This window comes from Streptomyces sp. NBC_00287 (genome assembly GCF_036173105.1).
In the GTDB taxonomy this organism is placed as follows: domain Bacteria; phylum Actinomycetota; class Actinomycetes; order Streptomycetales; family Streptomycetaceae; genus Streptomyces.
The window spans coordinates 279,883-297,187 of record NZ_CP108053.1 but is presented as its reverse complement, the minus strand read 5'-3'; the positions used below and the strand labels follow the sequence as shown (position 1 = coordinate 297,187).

Genomic DNA, 17,305 nt, shown 5'->3' with positions numbered 1-17,305 from the left:
CCGAGCCGCACTCCAGCCGGCTTTGATTGAATACCGAAGGGGTCACATTGCGTAAGAGTTCTTAGAGCCACAGGGGCGTTTGTTGATCTAATACTCCAGTTGTAGATCGCGATGTTCATCTTGTTGTTGATAGTGGCTGGCTTGAGATCGGGAGGACGTGCAGCGTCTGACCTGGTGTTCGTCCAGTCCGGCCAGGCCCTTGCCGGACTGGAAGGTCTCCTCGACCGTCCATCTGCGTCCGGCGACCCGCACCGAGGTGGACAGCGGAACCTGGATCGCTGAGTAACAGCGGTAGAAGGCGAGTTCACGGGTTCGCCGGTTGCGGTGGACGAGCAGTTGGTGGTGGCCGGGCCGGTTGTCGGCGATGTCGGCCAGGGTCCAGTTGTAGAAGCGGTGCCCCTTGGCTCCGGCGCCGGCGGAGTTTCTGCCAGGCTCGCTTCGGTAGCTTCTTGGCCAGGGAGTCGGCGCGGAACGTGCCCGCGCGAGTGGTGATCTGGTGGTCGCAGGCGACGGCGAGTACGTAGCCGATGTCGCGTGTCTCCAGCTCGGTTCGCAGGTGCGGGTTGCCTCCGTAGATCTCATCGCCGGCCACCCAGGGTGCCGGGACGTCGGCGTCCAGGGCGCGGCCGATCATGCGGGCGGCAAGGGCGGGTTTCGTGGTGAAGGCGGCGGAGTCGGGGATCCCGGCCGCCCGGCAGCGGGCCGTGTCCTCGGTCCAGGAACGCGGCACTTCGACGCCTGCACCGCCGCTACGAGCGCAAGCCCGAGCACTTCCTGGCTTTCGTCGGCGTCGCAGCAGCCCTCATCAGCCAATGCCGCCGCCTGACACACTGAGGTGCGAGGTCAGCCGGCCGACGGAGTCAGAGGGTCCGGTCGGGAAAATGTCTCGGACAACGGGAGCCCGTCCCTTGCGGCAACGATCCGACGCACCCGCAGTTCGGCTCTTGTCCGCGGGCGGTACTTGGGCTCCTTGCCACACCCGCAGGCCGATCGCCCCTCGTAGCGCAGCCCTTCCCTCAACACCGCAGCCACCACAGACCACCCGCGGACATCACGCCTGGGCGGAGGGGCGAAGTCATAACCAGCGCAGATGAGGGGCCGAGCACAGTTTGGGCACAGGTGCTCCCGCTGCGGATAGGCATGCTGCTTGAAGCTGACACGGCACGAGACGCACGCGTAGTGCAGCTTGTAGTAGGTCATGGCGTAGAAGCACACCGAGCCACGGTACCGAGCAGCCCTTCAGGCAGACCACCCGTTTCCAGTGGCCAACGGTCCGCCATCAGAAACAGCGTCTACGCCACGGGCCAGTTGAGCTCAGTACGCAACTCCCGCGGGTCCATGTCCGGGGAGGGTCGCGTGACGTAGAACTCCCACCTGTCCTCTCCGGCCGGCAGTCCCTGCGCCCGCATCCAGGAGTGCAGCCGTTCCCAGGAGGATCCGAGACCGTCGAACGACCCACGGTGCGTCAGCCGGGCGACCCGCCCTCCGGGAAGTGAACCGACCACGACCCCGGCCTCCGGACGCACCGCCCGGTCCGTCACGAAGCCGACCTCCAGGTCCAGGGTTTCTCCCGGCGACCCGTGGTAGAGCCCAAAGGCGGGACTCAGCAAGGTGATCCCCTGCTGATCGATGATCCGGGTGAGGGCACTGAAGGAAGCATCGAAGAAGTTCCGCAGTTCGGCCATCGGGACGACACCACGGACGACCGCTGTCGTCGCAGGGTCCAGATTCACCAATTCCGGCTCCGAGGCAAGGGCCTCGCTGTCAGATCTGCGACTGTTCACGCTGCTCCCATCCAGGTCCCGAGCTACTCAGGGCATATAGACCCGATGCGCCCCGAGAAATCATCGATTCAAGACGACCTGTGTGGCGTACGGCCACGCCAGGGAGGGCAAAACTTTCGCGGTGAAGAAATGCCCGCCTGGCACGACTTGGGCTCCACGGAGATCGGAGGACTGGCCATGGCCGATCCGCTCACCGCCGACCGGCTGGTTGCCGCACTGCGCTCCGAGGGCTGCGCCGTCCGCGAGGTCAGCGGCTGGCGCACGAACAACCGTAACCACAAAGGCCCTTGGGGCCCTGTGAACGGCGTGATGATCCACCACACCGTCACCGGCCCCGGGAGCGACGTCGTCAGCCTCATCTACCACGGCCACAGCGCCCTGCCCGGTCCGCTGGCCACCGGCTGCATCACCAAGGACGGCACGGTCCACCTGACGGGCAACGGCCGCGCCAACCACGCCGGCGGCGGAGACCCCGACGTGCTCGCCGCCGTCATCAACGAGTCGTACGGCAGCTACCCGCCGCCCACGAACGAGCACGACGGCAGCGCCGGCTCGGTCGACGGCAATGCTCGCTTCTATGGCTGGGAGTGCGAGAACAAGGGCGACGGCCGGGATCCGTGGCCGCGTGTCCAGTACGTCGCCATCGTCAAGGCCACCGCCGGGGTCTGCCGTGCGCACGGCTGGAGCGCGAAGAGCGCCATCGGCCACCTGGAGTGGTCGGACTGGAAGATCGACCCCCGCGGCTTCGACATGAAGGACTTCCGCAGCGACCTCGCCGCATGCCTGGACCTCCCGGCCGGCGTGTGGGAAGGAGACGACGACCCCATGCCCCAGTACGTGAACCTCGGCCTGGCACAACCGTACGAGCTGGCGCCCGGCGCCTGGGACTCGATCGAGCTCACCGCTGAGTGGACCGACGAGCCCGGCGACCACGCCGCAGGCGGCAGCGTCTTCGTCCGCGGCCCGGCCCGCTTCACCGGGTCCTTGAGCCTGCGCCTCGACGGCCTGCCCGACAGATGCGTGGTCCAGGCGCGAATGTCGGAGTTCGAGGGAACCGAACACCGCACGGACCACCCCATCGACGAAATCGTCGGCACCGGCGGCGACACCTTCGCGGTCGTGCCCCTCACGAAGCGACTGGCATCGGGCCGGAGCATGCGGGTGCGCCTCCTCAACCAGGCCGACGTGCTCATCACCGTCACCAGCGCGGTCCTCACGGTGCTCGTCTGGGAGGAAGCCTGAGCCCGGTCATATCTCCTCGATGCCCCGCACTCGGTGGAGCCGGCGCGACCGTAGGGCCCGGCCGCATGTGCATGCCGGCCCGGCAGAGAGGCGGTTGCCGTTGAGTGAGGAGACGAGAACACGTGGATGTGTACGAGGCCGTGGACAGTCGCCGGGCTGTGCGGGCCTTCAGCGATGAGCCCGTATCCAAGGAGGTACTCGAACGAGTCCTGGCTGCGGCGACGCGGGCTCCGTCGAGTGGGAATCTCCAGCCGTGGCATGTGTATGTCGTGACCGGCGAGCCCTTGGCCGAACTGAAGAGGCGCGCGACGGCCAGGGCCCTGGCGGGGGATCCGGGGGACGAGCGGGAGTATCCGATGTACCCGGCCGGTCTGGCCTCGCCCTATCTGGACCGCTTCTCCGCCGCGGCCGCCCAGCGGTACAAGGCTCTGGGAATCGAGCGCTACGACCCCGACAGACCCATGAAGATCGCCGCCATGAACTCGAAGGCGTTCGGGGCGCCGGTCGTCCTGTTCTGCTACCTCGAGCGGACGATGGGCCCCGGGCAATGGGGTGACGCGGGGATGTACTTGCAGACGGTCATGCTGCTGCTGAGGGCGGAAGGGCTGCACAGCTGCCCCCAGGTGATGTGGACGATGTATCGCGAGACCGTCAGTGAGATCGTCGGAGCTGACGCCGGGCTCGTACTGTTCTGCGGTGTCTCCGTGGGCTTCGAGAAGGAAGGCGTGCCGCGGCTGCGTACCGGGCGGGCGGACATGGCGGAAACCGTGAGCTTCATCGGGGCGTGACTGCTAGAGCGCGGACCGTCCCGCAGCCCCCGTTTGAGAACCCTTCCCGTCATTGAAGTTCTCCCCTCCCTTCGTAAGCTCAGGAAGGGGATTCCCGCCTACATTGCTGCGGTGGGTTTGACGGTTTTACCCGCCCTGCGACCGCGCCTTCCGGCGGCCGGGACCTCCACGATGACGTGGCCGATCCGGTACAGGTGCAAGATGTTGCGGGCTGCGTTCCAGTCGGCGTTCGCCGTCCAGCCGCAGTCAGGGTTCTTGCATACGAACAGTTCTTGATTCTCTCGGCTGCCGGGGACGGTGAATCCGCAGGCGGAGCATCGCTGGGAGGTATGCGGGGCGGGGACCTTGACGAGTCGGCCGCCGTAGCGGGCGGTCTTGTACGTCAGCATCGTCACGGTCCGCCCCCACGCCTCCTGGGCGATGGAGCGGTTCAGGCCGGCCTTCGCGGCGGCCCCGTTGGGCAGGAATGCTCCCGCGTTGTCGGGGTCGGGCTTCGGCTTGGGGGCTTTGGTCATGCCGAGGATGTTGAGCTGTTCGACCACCAGCACGCCGTACGTCTGGGCGAGGTAGGTGGTTGTCTGGTGCTGCCGGTTAAGGGCTCGTCGCGTGGCTTTTGCTCGGAGCTGCTTGATCTGGTCGTAGGTGTGCTGCAAACGCTTGGAGGCCTTCTCCCCGCGTTTGCGGAATGTCTTGCGGTGCGCGGCCTGCCGCTCCAGCTTGAGGAGCTTGGCCTTCTCCTTCGGGGTGAGCCACTTGTCACGGTCGCAGTCACCGCCTGGCAGGCGCGCAGGGCGCCCGTGGTCCTGGTGGTCCTTGTTCGAGAGGGCGAGGGGGATGTTGACCCCGGCGTCGATGCCGACCTCTGGCCCCTGGTGCGGCTCGGGGGAGCGTTCGAGGGTCTGGACGCGGAAGGCGATGTGCCAGCCGAGCGCGTCGTTGACCAGGCGGGCGCCGGTGATCCGGTTCTCCTTGTTCGCGCGCTTGCCGACCGGGAGGTCTTTGGTCCAGCGGAAGCGGACCCGGCCGACCTTGGGAATGTTGACCATGCCCCACCGGCGGTGGACGCGGACGATGTTCAGGTCCCGGCCCTGCGGAATGTCCACGGACATCGGCGAGCGGAAGCGGCCCTTGTAGCGGGGCTCGTCGGCCCGTCCCTCCCAGCAGTTCACCCACGCCCGGTGGTACGTTTTCAAGACGGCCTGTGCGGCCTGGGCGGGAAGGGCGGCGAGGTAATCGAGATCCTTGCGGGCCTGCCGTATCGCAGCGTCCGCGCCTGCCGGGGTGCGCTTGTCCTTGGGCATCATCTGCCACCAGGAATGCAGGCAGTTCCACATGGTGCGGGCCGCGTGCGCCTGGTCATTGATGACGCGGATCTCGGCAGGGCTCAGTGCCAGTCGGGCACGGTGCCCGAACTGCCGCTTCACCAGGCCGAGTTCACTCATGACGATCACTCTACTCAGTTGGTTTATGTCACCACGCTGGAATCCGAATCCCGATGTCAGAACCGGCCACCACGTCGTCTACAACCTTCATGTCGAACTTGCTGTTCGTCACCAAGTACCGGCGCAAGGCGTTCACGGACGAGATGCTGACGCGCTGCGAAGACAGAAACGCCCCGTGAGCTGAGCTGAACACTGCGGACCCGATCACCCGACGCGGGTCAGAGCAGTTCTGAGACGGCCTTCACCACCCTGAAGGGCGGCGCACTGGCCACGATCAAAGGTAGACGGACAGCCCATGGACGGCGAGGACTTCCTGGATGGGCTGGTAGTAAGTGGTCCCGCCAGTAGTGCAGTTGCCGGAACCGCCGGAGAGGATGCCGATGACCTTGTCACCCGCGTAGAGCGGGCCGCCGCTGTCGCCGGGCTCGGCGCAGATGTTGGTCCGGATGAGGCCGTACACGATCTCGCCGCCGCCGTAGTTGACGGTCGCGTTCAGCGCGGTGACCACGCCGCAGCGGACACCGGTGGTCGCGCCCCGGCGACAGACGCTCTGCCCGACGTAAGCGGTCGCGGTGCCGGTGATGTCGACGGTTCCGATCGTGCCGGGGTGCGGCACGGCCTTGTTGCCGTAGCGGACGACGCCGAAGTCGTCGCCGGGGAAGCTGCTGCTGGTGGTGGGGCCGATCGCGGTGGTCTGGGCGGCACTGGCGTACCAGGTGGACCCGGCTTCCGTGCAGTGCCCGGCCGTGACGAAGTAGTACGTGGTTCCGCTGCGCACGTTGACCCCCGCCGAGCAGCGCAGACCGGAGGCGTAGACACCGTCGCCGCCCGACACGAGGGGGCGGAGCCGGCCGTCCTGCCGCTCGAGGGTCATACCGCCCGCGGAACGCGCGGCGACCTGTCGAAGTCGGACGAGATCGGCGTCCGTCACCGAGGAGTCGGCATGGACCCGCAACGTCCCCGTGCGCTGGTCCACGGCCCAGGCCGTCCCGGCGATCCCCAGCGCCTCGACGGACGAGGCGGCCGCTGCCGCGCGGCTCGTCACGACATCGTCCGTCGCGGCCGAACCCGTTCCGGACAGGACAAGGACGGCCACGACGAGCAGACTCAGTACGCCGGCGGTCGACCGGAAACGTCCCATGGCGGTACGGCGTGCTCTCATCGCCCACAACTCCCCGAAGACCGTGGCTGATTGGCCAGGCGTGCCGGACTCTGGTGCGGTGATGCCGGTGTGATAGGTCGTCTCACGCGGCCTGTCTGAGCCGCCTGTTGGAAACGAGGCAGCGCCCATTGTGCCGGGACGCGGCGGGCGGGGGTAGGTCGGCTTCAGGCCGTGAACCGGGGTACAGGAGGGACTCGGCGCGCTGCTCACCGGCGCGGCGCTCCGCTCCGAGGCCCAGGGCACCCCCGCCGCCGACGAGGCCGACGCCTGACGCCCGCGCGAGCAGGCAGCGCGGCGCCGGCCCGCCGGGGGTGCTGCTGGACCGTAGACGCTAGTCGCCCTTGGGCGCTGCCTGCTGCACCACTTCGAAGGACCACAGGGTGGACCCGCTGGCCGCCGGCCGGGGGCGCTCGCCGCCCTCAGCGCCGCCGCCCTGATGTGCTGTCTTCATCGGGCCCTCCATCCACGCCTGGAAGGACGCCTCGTCGCGCCAGCGCGTGTAGACGAGGTAGCTGTCGGTGCCCTCGACGGGACGGAGGAGTTCGAACCACTCGAAGCCGTCAGAGCTCTCCACGGCGTGCGCACGGGAGGCGAAGCGCTTCTCCAGCGTCTCGCGCTGCTCTGCTGGGACGGTCAGTACATTGATCTTGACTACGCTCATGGTGCTCATCCTGCCGCACGGCGGTGGGCCGACGGGCGCCGCCCCGCGTCGGAGGCGTCGCCGGCCGACGGGGCGCCTCTCGGGCTCACACCCTCTTCGGCGAGCAACTCACCTTTCTCCGGCGAGCCCCTCTTCGGCGAGCAACTCGCCCAGCTTCTCGCCCGCTCCCCACCGCCGCAGCGCGGAGCCGTCGAGCAGATGCGTCTTGCCCTCCCGGCGTGCCCACCGGACGTCGCGGGCCGCGAAGGTGCCCCGGTGCACGACCAAGCGGAGGATCTCCTCGTCCGGCTTCCCGCGGCGCGCATGCGGATGCGGCGGTTCCTCGTCGGGCAGCGGCTCCGCCACCGGCCGGAAGGACACGTCCAGGTGACAGCCGTCGGTGTGTCGGGCGCACACGCGGGGCCGGTCGGGCGCGGGCATCAGCCGCACCCGCCACCCGTCCCGGCGCAGCATCCGCGCTACGGCCAGCGCGAGGCCCTGGGTGTCGAGTTCGAGAAGGTCGTCCGGCGTGTAATACCCGAGGCGCCGACGAGTACCCGGGCGCCGATGCCGCACCCAGAACGCGATGGCACCCACGACGACCACGACCCCGGCGAGCGGCACCGCGACCCCCGCGGTCCTGTATCCCCAGGCGAGCAGCGCGACCAGGGAGCACACCGCCGCCACCACCAGCGCGAGCGCCGGCAGCACATCGCGGAAGCTGGGCCCGTAGAGCCCCCGGGCTCGCAGCAGGCGCACGGCTTGCCGCCGTTGCGCGCGACGCGATTCGAAGGGGCCGGACGTCCACGACAGGCGCGCCACAGTGCCAGCCCCCCAATGCCTCCCTGATGCCACTGTGATGTGGATACCCACTTCGCGGCCAAGTGCCTTACGGATGGCGGGAATTCGGCCATCCGAAGCGGCGCACGGAGGCGCGCAGGGGGCGCACCAGGCAGTGAGCGGGATGCGCGGCCTGCTGGCGGGCGCAGTACCGTCCCTGGCTACCGGCAGTGGCCGCCCGGCGGCCACCCCACGGAAGCCGCCACGCCACCCGCCCCGGCGTCAGCCCCCGCTGCTCTCCCGCACGACTACCCGATGCCCAGCCACATGATCCTCCAACGGTCCCCCGTCCGGATCATCGATCCGTTCCAGCAACAGGGACACCGCGGCCCGCGCGATCTCCTGCTTGTCCGGAGCCACAGTCGTCAGCGAGGGCACGCTGAAGCGCGACGCCTCGATGTCGTCGAAGCCGACCACGTCGAGCTCCCCAGGCACTGAGCGGCCCAGCTCGTGCAGGGCACGCAACGCACCCAGGGCCATGTGGTCGTTGAGGCAGAGGAGCGCGTCCGGGGGAGTGGCCCGCTGCATGAGCGTCGTCGCGGCCCGGGCGCCGTCCTGCCAGTGGTACGCCTCCACCGGCACCACCAGCTCGGTGTCGAAGGGCAGCCCGGCTGCCTTGAGTGCCGAGCGGTAGCCGTCGGTGCGGAGCCGGTCGGTCCCCTGGCGGCCGCGCACGGCGCCGCCGATCACGGCGATGCGGCGCCGGCCCCGGGCGAGCAAATGCTCCGTGGCGTCCCGGGCCGCCCCGGCGTTGTCGATGCCGACGTGATCGGTGCCCTCGACGGACCGCTCACCCAGCAGCACCACCGGCAGCCTGCGGTCCCGGGTGGCGAGGTCGTGGGGGAGCAGGGCCAGCGGGCTGAGGATGACACCGTCGGAGAACTGCGTGTCGAAACCCCGTAGCGCGGCCAGTTCGCGCTCGCGCACGGCGCCGGTCTGGTGGAGCAGGACGGTACGGCCGCGGCGGTCGGCCTCGGCCATGACGTGTTTGGCGAGCTCGGAGAAGTAGGCGACGTCGAGTTCCGGCACGGCCAGGGTGATCATGCCGGTGCGGCCCTGCCGTAGCTGCCGGCCGGCGATGTTGACCCGGTAGCCCAGCGCGTCGATCGCCTCGCGTACGGCGGCCCGGGTCTGCTCCGAGACATGCTCGAAGTCGTTGATCACGTTGGAGACGGTTTTGGGGGAGACCCCGGCGTACTCCGCCACATCCTTGATTCTCGGTCTGCCCGCCACGCTGCCCCTTCCTTCCGCTCGCCGTGATCGTACCGACCATCACGAATCGACTGCGGGCCGGACCATCCTCGTCCCGCGCATTTACATCGATGTAAATCCATGGTGCCATGTGCCTCGCACCGACCGGCACTCTCGATGCAAGGAGCCCCATGCCCGTCCCGCACCTCCCGGACGTTCCCCGTCCCGAACACCCCAGGCCGCAGTTCGTCCGCGAGGCCTGGCTCAACCTCAACGGCGAGTGGCAGTTCGAGATCGACCGTTCGGACACCGGTCTGGAGCGCGGCCTGGCCACGCGCGACCTCAGTGACACGATCGTCGTCCCGTTCTGTCCGGAGTCGGTGCTGTCCGGGGTCGGCGAGACGGACTTCCTGGAGGCCGTCTGGTACCGCAGAACGGTCACCGTGCCCGCCGACTGGGCCGACGCCCGCGTACTGCTGCACTTCGGGGCCGTCGACCACGACACCACGGTCTGGGCCAACGGCACCGAAGTCGCCCGGCACCGCGGCGGCTTCACCCCCTTCACCGCAGACCTCGGCGAAGTCGCCGCAGCGGGCGAGGAGTTGACGATCGTCGTCCGCGCCCGCGACAGCCGCCACGGCGTCCAGGCGCGCGGCAAGCAGGCCACCTGGTACGCCAACTCCCACTGCCACTACACCCGTACGACCGGCATCTGGCAGACCGTATGGCTGGAGCCAATCCCGCGCACCATCGCCCTCAAGCGCCCGCGCATCACCCCCGACCTGTCCTCCGGCTCCTTCTTCCTGGAACTCCCGCTGACCGCCAACGCGCCCGGCCACCGCGTGCGCGCCACGCTCACCGACGACCGAGGGGAGGTCACCACCGCCGAATCCCGCGCGGACCTCGACCTGTGCCCCCGGCTCGTCCTGCCCGTCCCCGCCGACCGGCTGCGCGTCTGGTCCCCACAGGACCCGCACCTGTACGACCTGACCCTGGAGGTCCTGGACGCCGAAGGCGCGGTCGTCGACACGGCACGCTCCTACGCCGGACTGCGCTCGGTCGCCATCCACGGCAAGCGAGTGCTGCTCAACGGCGCCCCCGTCTTCCAGCGCCTCGTCCTGGACCAGGGCTACTACCCGGACGGCCTCATGACGGCCCCCAGTGACGCCGACCTGGTCCGCGACATCGAACTGGGCCTGCGCGCCGGCTTCAACGGCGCCCGCCTGCACCAGAAGGTCTTCGAGGAGCGCTACCTCTACCACGCCGACCGCCTCGGCTACCTGGTCTGGGGCGAGTTCGGCGACTGGGGCTGCGAGGTCGGCGTCCGCGACGACAACCAGCGCCCCGACGCCAGTTACGTCACCCAGTGGCTGGAGGTCCTGGAGCGCGATTACTCCCACCCGTCGATCGTCGGCTGGTGCCCGATGAACGAGACGTACCAGCCCCTGCACGACCGCATCACCCAACTCGACGACGTCACACGGGCGATGTTCTGGGCCACCAAGCAGGCGGACCCGACCCGCCCGGTGATCGACGCCTCCGGCTACGCGCACCGGGTGGCGGAGACCGACGTGTACGACTCCCACTGCTACGAGCAGGACCCGGCCGCCTTCGCCAAGGCCATGGACGGCCTGGCGCAGGACCGGCCGTACATCAACCGGGGCCCGGACGGGCGGCCGTGGTCGCTGCCCTACCGCGGACAGCCGTACTTCTGCAGCGAGTTCGGCGGCATCTGGTGGGACCCGGAGGCAGCGGCCGGGACGGGCAACGAACCGGACACCTCCTGGGGTTACGGCGAACGGCCGCGCAGCGCCGAGGAGTTCCTCGACCGCTTCGCCGGCCTGACCGGCGTACTCCTCGACGACCCGGACATGTTCGGCTACTGCTACACCCAGCTCACCGACGTCTTCCAGGAACGCAACGGCGTCTACCGCTTCGACCGCACCGAGAAGGTCGACACCGCACGGCTGCGGGACGCCCAGATGCGCCCGGCTGCCTTCGAACGCACGCCGTAACGAACAACTGCGCAAGCAGCGAATTCTGCCTGCTAATTACATCGATGTAAATCCGGACGGCGGCGGAAGAGGGCGAGATACACACCCCGCCCCTCCCGCCACCCCCGGGGAAGGAGCCATATGACCGGCCTGCCCGCACCAGTCGGTCGCCCTGGACCGACCAGGCGCCGCCTGCTCACGACCGCCCTCGCCTCCGGGGCCGCGACCCTCGGCGCCGGCGCGCTCAGCGGCTGCGGATCCGCACTCGCCGCCGACGCGTCGACCGTGCGCCTGTGGGACCTGTTCAGCGGGGCCGACGGCGGCCTGCTCAACGACATGGTGCGCACCGCGCGCCCCGATATGCCGGGGACCCGGATCGAACGCACCGTCCTGGAATGGGGCACCCCGTACTACACCAAGCTCGCCATGGCCTCCGCCGGCGGCCGGGGACCCGACGTGGCCGTCGCCCACCTGTCCCGCCTGGCCGGATACGCACCCACCGGCCTGCTGGACCCGTGGGACCTGGACGTCCTGGCCGAATACGGCGTCGGCCAGGACGACTTCGCCGACGCGGTGTGGTCCCGCACCCGGTTCGACGGCAAGACCTACGCCATCCCCCTCGACACCCACCCCTTCATCGTGTTCTTCCACCCCCAACCGGCCGCCAAGGCAGGCCTGTTGACGAAGGCCGGCGCACTGGACGCGGAGGCCTTCAACTCGCCTGAGAACTTCCTGGCCGCCGGAAAGGAACTGGCCAAGGCATCCGGCAAGCAGGGCATCGCCTTCGGCTACGTCACCGACACCGCCCAGGGCTGGCGCCTGTTCTACGGCCTGTACCGGCAGACCGGCGGGGTCTTCCGGCTGCCCGAGGGCGGACCCGCCGAGGTCGACGTGGACCGTATGGCCGAGGTGATCGCCTTCATGGCCCGGCTCGTCGACGGCACCGTCAACCCCGGCCGGCTGGACTACGCCGCGGCCATCGCCGCCTTCGCCAACCGGCAGACGGCGATGATCCTGTCGGGGGAGTGGGAGCTCGGCACGTTCCGCGCCGCGGACGAGAACGTCGGAGCGGCCCCGTTCCCCACGGTGTTCGGCACGCCCGCCGTGTACGCCGACGCGCACGCCTTCGTCCTCCCGCATCACCCCGACCCGGACACCGAGCGCCGCCGCCGCACCCACCGCGCGGTCGCCGCCCTGCTCAAAGCGGGCCAGATCTGGGCCACCGCCGGACACATCCCGTCCTACCGGCCCGTGACCCGCACGGCCGAGTACGAGCGTCTGAAGCCGCAGGCCCACTACGTGCAGGCGCAGAGCCACGTCGTGCTCGACCCGGCCGTCTGGTTCGCCGGCGCCGGATCCGACCTCCAGAACGCCATGTCCCAGGTCCTCCAGCAGGCCCTCCTCGACGGCCTCGCCCCCGACCGCGCGGCGCGCGCCATGGTGCGGCGCCTGAACACCTTCCTCTCCAAGCCCAGCCCGGCCTGACCCGGCTGCGAACGACCCGCGCAGGAGGCACAACGATGTCCTCTCCCCACGCCTCGCCCCGCACCGGGGCCCTGTCGGTACGCCGGCTGCTGTCACCCGGCCTGCTCTTCGCCCTCCCCTTCCTCACCCTGTTCGCCGTCTTCATGCTCTGGCCGCTGGGCCAGGGACTGTGGATGAGCCTGACCGACACCTCCCTGTCGGCCCACGAGCCGTCCTTCATCGGCCTCGACAACTTCACCGAGGCCTTCGGCGACGCGGAGATGTGGCGCGCCCTCGGCCACACGGTGTGGTTCACCGTCCTGTCGACCGTCCCGCTCGTCGCGGTCGCCCTCGCCATGGCCCTGCTCGTGCACACCGGCCTGCCAGGCCAGTGGGTGTGGCGGCTGGCGTTCTTCGCCCCCTACCTGCTGCCCGTCGGCGTCGTCAGCCTGCTGTGGATCTGGCTGTACCAGCCCGACCTCGGCCTGTACAACCACCTCCTCGACGTGCTCGGCCTGGAGCAGGTGGGCTGGCTCAGCGACGAGTCGGTCGCCATGTGGGCCATCGTCCTGACCACCCTGTGGTGGACCGTCGGCTTCAACTTCCTGCTCTACCTGGCCGCGTTGCAGTCGATCCCGGACCATCTGTACGAGGCGGCCGCCATCGACGGCGCCGGGGCCTGGCGGCGCCTGTGGTCCATCACCCTGCCCCAGCTCAGCCGTATCACCGTCGTCATCACCGTCCTGCAGATCCTGGCCTCGCTGAAGGTGTTCGACCAGGTGTACCTGCTGACCAAGGGCGGCCCCAACAACTCCACCCGCCCGGTGATCGAGTACGTGTACGACGTCGGCTTCACGGGCTACCGGCTCGGCTACGCCTCGGCGATCAGCTACATCTTCTTCGCCCTCGTCATCCTCGCCTCCGCCGCCCAGTACGCCGCCCTCCGCCGCCGGGAGAAGTGACATGACCTCCACCGACCTGCCCGTCCGACCCGCTCCCGCCCCACAAGTGAAGGCCCCCATACGGGAGATGACGGTCCGGCACCGCACTCACCTCAGCCTGGGGGAGGGCAGAACCTCGCGCCTGCTGGCCCTGGCCGCCCTCACCGTCATGGCCCTGGTGTGGCTGCTGCCCATGGCCTGGGCGCTGCTGACCGCCTTCAAGACCGAGCAGGACGCCAGCGACCCCGTCCACTGGTTCTGGCCGCAGAACGGACTGACCTTCGACGGCTTCAGCACCGTGTGGCAGCGCGGCGACCTGCCTTTGTGGATGCTCAACAGCTTCCTCATCTCGGCCGCCGTCACCGTGATCACGGTCCTGGTCTCCGCGATGGCCGGATACGCCTTCTCCCGCACCCTGTTCACCGGCCGGCGCTGGCTCTTCGCGCTCACCGTGGCCGCCGTCCTCGTCCCGCCCCAGCTGCTCATCGTGCCGTGGTTCCAGCAGATGCTCAGCCTGCACCTGCTCGACACCTACGCGGCGGTGATCCTGCCGCAGACCGTGGCACCCGTGATGGTGTTCATCCTGAAGAAGCACTTCGACTCGCTGCCCCACGAACTGGAGGAGGCCGCCCGCATCGACGGCGCCGGCCACTGGCGGATCTTCTGGTCGGTACTGCTGCCGCTGTCCCGCCCGATGCTCGCCGCCGTGTCGATCTTCGTGTTCATCGGGGCGTGGAACAACTTCCTGTGGCCGTTCGTGTCGACCTCCGACCCGGCCCTGATGACCCTGCCGGTCGGCATCACCTCCGTGAAGGACGCCTACGGCATCCAATACGCCCAGTCGATGGCCTCCGCCGTCCTGGCCGCACTGCCGCTCGTCGTGGTCTTCCTGTTCTTCCAGCGGCACATCGTGAAGTCCGTGGCGACCACCGGCCTCGGCGGCCAGTGACCACATCCCGACCCGTTCACATCGAAGTGAGGAGTCGCTCATGCACACAAGGCCCCGCAGCTCCCTGCTGGTTGTCCTGCTGGCCCTCCTGCTCGGCCTCGCGATCGTCCCGTCGTCGACCGCCGCACCCAAGCCCAAGCTCGCCGCGGCGGGCACCTTCCGCAACCCGCTCAACCCCGGCCCCGACCCGTACATGACGCACTTCAAGGGCAACTACTACCTCACCACCACCCAGGGCAACAGCATCCGCATGTGGCGCTCGCCCTCGCTGAGCACCCTGCTCACCGCCGACCCGGTGACCGTCTGGACGGACACCGACCCCTCCCGCAACCGCAACATCTGGGCCCCGGAGTTCTACCGCTTCGGCGACCGCTGGTACCTCTACTACACAGCCGACGACGGCATCGACGACCACCACCGGCTCTACGTCCTGGAGTCCGCCGGCGACGACCCGGCCGGCCCCTACCACTTCAAGGCCAAACTCACCCCGCCCAACCACGCCTCCGACTTCGCCATCGACCCCGCCGTCTTCCAGCACAACGGCCGCCTCTACCTCGCCTACAGCGGCATCAACGCGTACCAGCACAACGGCCTCAACATCGCCCCGATGGCCAACCCCTACACCGTCTCCGGCGACGCGATCGCCCTCGACGCCGCCGGCGGCTGCCCCGAGGTCCGCGAGGGCCCGGAGTTCCTGAACCGCAACGGCCGTACCTGGATGACGTATTCGACCTGCGACACGGGCAAGCCGGACTACCAGGTGTGGATGATGTCCCTGCCGAACGGCGCCAACCCGCTCACACCCTCGGCCTGGACCCAGCACAACGGGCCACTGTTCTCCCGCGCCGACGACCGCGGCGTCTACGGCCCCGGCCACCACGCCTTCTTCAAGTCCCCCGACGGCACCGAGGACTGGATGGTCTACCACGCCAAGACGACCTCGACGTACACCTACACCGACCGCACCACCCGCGCCCAGAAGATCACCTGGAACGCCGACGGCAGCCCCAACCTCGGCCGCCCGCTCGCCCTCGGCGCCACCCAGGACCTGCCCTCCGGCGACCCCGGCTCCGGCACCTACTGGATCAACGACGACGGCCGCTCCAGCGGCGCTGGCACCGTCGCCTACACCGGAACCTGGAACAGCGGCACCGGCTGCGCCGCGCAGTGCTTCTGGGGCGACGACCACTGGAGCGACCGGGCGGGCAACACCGCCACGTTCACCTTCACCGGCACCCGCATCGCCCTGCTGTCCGTGCGCGACACCGGCAACGGCATCGGCGCGATCAGCGTCGACGGCGGCACGGAACAACGCGTCGACTTCTACGGCGCGATCCGCACCGGCGAATCCCTCCAGTACGTCAGCCCCAAGCTCCCGTACGGCACGCACACGCTGCGGATCCGGGTGACCGGGGAGCGCAACGCCCAGTCCCAGGCGTCGTTCGTGAGCGTGGACCGCGCCGAGGTGTACACGAACTGAGAGGAAGGAACGCCATGCCGCACACCCGTATCCGCAGGCTCGTCGCGACGGCCGCAGCCGCCCTGTGCCTCGGCCTCGGCACCCACCCGTCGTCGGCGGCGAGCGCCGGCCCCGTCCTCGACCGGGACTTCCCCGACCCGGACATCGTGAAGGTGGGCGACACGTACCACGCCTACGCCACCAACGCCGACGGCAAGTACATCCAACACGCCACCTCCACCGACCTGTTGACCTGGACCGTCGCCGAGGCCGACGCCCTGCCCGAGGTCGGCGGCTGGGCCAAACCCGACCGCTCCCTGGTCTGGGCGCCCGAAGTGTTCGCCACCGGCAGCGACTTCACCATGCACTACGTCGCCCGGGACAGGGCCACCGACAAGCAGTGCATCGGAGTCGCCCGAGCCAGCTCACCCAACTCCCCCTTCCGGCCGGTGGGCAACGGCCCCCTGGTCTGCCCGGCCGCCCAAGGCGGCGCCATCGACCCGGCGTCGTACACCGAGAACGGCCACCGCTACCTGCTGTGGAAGAACGACGGCAACTGCTGCGGCCTGGACACCTGGCTGTACCTCCAAGAAGTCACCTGGGACGGCACCCGCACCATCGGCGACCCCGTACCCCTCATCCGCCAGGACCGCGCCTGGGAGGGCTCCCTCATCGAGGCACCCACCCTCGTCAAGCGCGCCGGGCACTATGTGCTGTTCTACTCCGCGGACCACTACGGCGACGACCGCTACAAGACCGGCTACGCCGTCGCCGACCACCTCACCGGCCCCTACACCAAAGCCGCCGCCCCGCTGATGACCACCGACTCCTTCTCCGGAACGGTCCGCGGCCCGGGTGGCCAGGACGTCGTCACGGGCCCCGACGGCCGTGACCGCATCGCCTTCCACGGCTGGAGCAGCGACCGCACCCACCGCGCGATGTACCTCGCCGACCTCGGCTGGGCCAACGGCTACCCCGTCGTCAACGGCAGCAAGGTGATCTACCAGGCGGAGAACGCGGTCGTGCACCACGCGATCGTCCGCGACGCGCCGGGCGCCCTGGACGGCAAGGCGGTCGGCTACATCGACCACGCCGACAGCTATGTGGAGTTCACGGTCTACGTCCCAACCCCCGGCCCCCACACCCTGACCGTCCGCTATGGCAACGGCTCCCCTTCCACGTCCACCCACCACCTCACCATCAACGGAACGCCATCGGGCGAGGTCCGCTACCCGTACTCGGGCTGGGACAACTGGCAGCACACGTCCGTCTCCGTGGATCTACGGGAAGGCTGGAACACGATCCGTCTGGGGAAGGGGGAGTGGTACGCCGAACTGGACAGCATCGAGGTTGCCTGAGGCGGGATGACGTCGGTCGCCCCAGGATGCGAACCTGGGGCGACCCCTCAG

The 17,305-nt window shown here is 69.2% G+C and carries 14 protein-coding genes and 3 pseudogenes; 10 read left to right on the top strand and 7 right to left on the bottom strand.

Translation table 11 applies throughout. From position 1 onward, the window contains the following. Positions 1 to 153 precede the first annotated feature (153 nt). Positions 154 to 730: pseudogene (locus tag OHT76_RS01595) on the bottom strand (IS701 family transposase); the annotation flags it as partial. 2 nt (positions 731 to 732) lie between these two features. Between OHT76_RS01595 and OHT76_RS01590 the strand changes: the two are divergent. Further along, positions 733 to 834, top strand: a pseudogene (locus OHT76_RS01590) (IS5/IS1182 family transposase); the annotation flags it as partial. Between the two features lie 458 nt (positions 835 to 1,292). On the opposite strand, the gene OHT76_RS01585 reads toward OHT76_RS01590, so the two are convergent. Further along, the gene (locus OHT76_RS01585; RefSeq protein WP_328868873.1) at positions 1,293 to 1,733 is read right to left on the bottom strand and encodes a GyrI-like domain-containing protein; all 441 of its coding nucleotides are present in this window, start codon (positions 1,731 to 1,733) and stop codon (positions 1,293 to 1,295) included. A 228-nt stretch (positions 1,734 to 1,961) separates the two neighbouring features. Here OHT76_RS01585 and OHT76_RS01580 point away from each other — a divergent pair, with 228 nt between their 5' ends. After that, entirely contained in the window at positions 1,962 to 3,026 is a 1,065-nt protein-coding gene (locus OHT76_RS01580) for an N-acetylmuramoyl-L-alanine amidase (protein ID WP_328876429.1), read from the top strand. A gap of 122 nt (positions 3,027 to 3,148) precedes the next feature. Then, positions 3,149 to 3,814 carry a nitroreductase gene (locus OHT76_RS01575; RefSeq protein ID WP_328868872.1) on the top strand — a complete coding sequence of 222 codons (666 nt, stop codon included), beginning with the start codon at positions 3,149 to 3,151 and terminating at the stop codon, positions 3,812 to 3,814. A gap of 98 nt (positions 3,815 to 3,912) precedes the next feature. On the opposite strand, the gene OHT76_RS01570 is transcribed toward OHT76_RS01575, so the two are convergent. Next, a complete protein-coding gene (locus tag OHT76_RS01570; RefSeq protein ID WP_328868871.1) occupies positions 3,913 to 5,256 on the bottom strand; it encodes an RNA-guided endonuclease InsQ/TnpB family protein in 1,344 nt (447 codons plus the stop codon). Between the two features lie 25 nt (positions 5,257 to 5,281). On the opposite strand from OHT76_RS01570, the pseudogene OHT76_RS44070 reads away from it, so the two are divergent. Next, positions 5,282 to 5,420: pseudogene (locus OHT76_RS44070) on the top strand (IS200/IS605 family transposase); the annotation flags it as partial. 110 nt (positions 5,421 to 5,530) lie between these two features. Here the strand turns inward: OHT76_RS44070 and OHT76_RS01565 are convergent. The 4 genes from OHT76_RS01565 to OHT76_RS01550 all read right to left on the bottom strand — a co-directional run bounded on the left by OHT76_RS01565 (position 5,531) and on the right by OHT76_RS01550 (position 9,131). Further along, on the bottom strand, positions 5,531 to 6,418 hold the full coding sequence (locus OHT76_RS01565) for a S1 family peptidase (protein ID WP_328868870.1): 888 nt from the start codon (positions 6,416 to 6,418) through the stop codon (positions 5,531 to 5,533). Positions 6,419 to 6,749: 331 nt separating this feature from the next. Beyond that, positions 6,750 to 7,079 carry an antibiotic biosynthesis monooxygenase family protein gene (locus tag OHT76_RS01560; protein ID WP_328868869.1) on the bottom strand — a complete coding sequence of 110 codons (330 nt, stop codon included), beginning with the start codon at positions 7,077 to 7,079 and terminating at the stop codon, positions 6,750 to 6,752. Positions 7,080 to 7,187: 108 nt separating this feature from the next. Beyond that, positions 7,188 to 7,817, bottom strand: a complete 630-nt coding sequence (locus tag OHT76_RS01555) for a hypothetical protein (protein WP_328868868.1) — start codon at positions 7,815 to 7,817, stop codon at positions 7,188 to 7,190. Positions 7,818 to 8,120: 303 nt separating this feature from the next. Next, a complete protein-coding gene (locus tag OHT76_RS01550) occupies positions 8,121 to 9,131 on the bottom strand; it encodes a LacI family DNA-binding transcriptional regulator (RefSeq protein WP_328868867.1) in 1,011 nt (336 codons plus the stop codon). 149 nt (positions 9,132 to 9,280) lie between these two features. Between OHT76_RS01550 and OHT76_RS01545 the strand changes: the two genes are divergently transcribed. From OHT76_RS01545 to OHT76_RS01520, 6 genes are all read left to right on the top strand, one after another. After that, complete coding sequence (locus tag OHT76_RS01545) at positions 9,281 to 11,104, top strand: glycoside hydrolase family 2 protein (protein ID WP_328868866.1); 1,824 nt, start codon at positions 9,281 to 9,283, stop codon at positions 11,102 to 11,104. A gap of 120 nt (positions 11,105 to 11,224) precedes the next feature. After that, positions 11,225 to 12,568 carry an ABC transporter substrate-binding protein gene (locus OHT76_RS01540; protein ID WP_328868865.1) on the top strand — a complete coding sequence of 448 codons (1,344 nt, stop codon included), beginning with the start codon at positions 11,225 to 11,227 and terminating at the stop codon, positions 12,566 to 12,568. A 35-nt stretch (positions 12,569 to 12,603) separates the two neighbouring features. Next, the gene (locus tag OHT76_RS01535; RefSeq protein WP_328868864.1) at positions 12,604 to 13,509 is read left to right on the top strand and encodes a carbohydrate ABC transporter permease; all 906 of its coding nucleotides are present in this window, start codon (positions 12,604 to 12,606) and stop codon (positions 13,507 to 13,509) included. Between the two features lies 1 nt (position 13,510). Further along, on the top strand, positions 13,511 to 14,437 hold the full coding sequence (locus OHT76_RS01530; RefSeq protein WP_443049688.1) for a carbohydrate ABC transporter permease: 927 nt from the start codon (positions 13,511 to 13,513) through the stop codon (positions 14,435 to 14,437). 40 nt (positions 14,438 to 14,477) lie between these two features. Then, entirely contained in the window at positions 14,478 to 15,917 is a 1,440-nt protein-coding gene (locus OHT76_RS01525; protein WP_328868863.1) for a glycoside hydrolase family 43 protein, read from the top strand. A 14-nt stretch (positions 15,918 to 15,931) separates the two neighbouring features. Further along, positions 15,932 to 17,254 (top strand): family 43 glycosylhydrolase, encoded by a 1,323-nt coding sequence (locus tag OHT76_RS01520; protein WP_328868862.1) that lies wholly within the window; start codon positions 15,932 to 15,934, stop codon positions 17,252 to 17,254. Positions 17,255 to 17,305 lie beyond the last annotated feature (51 nt).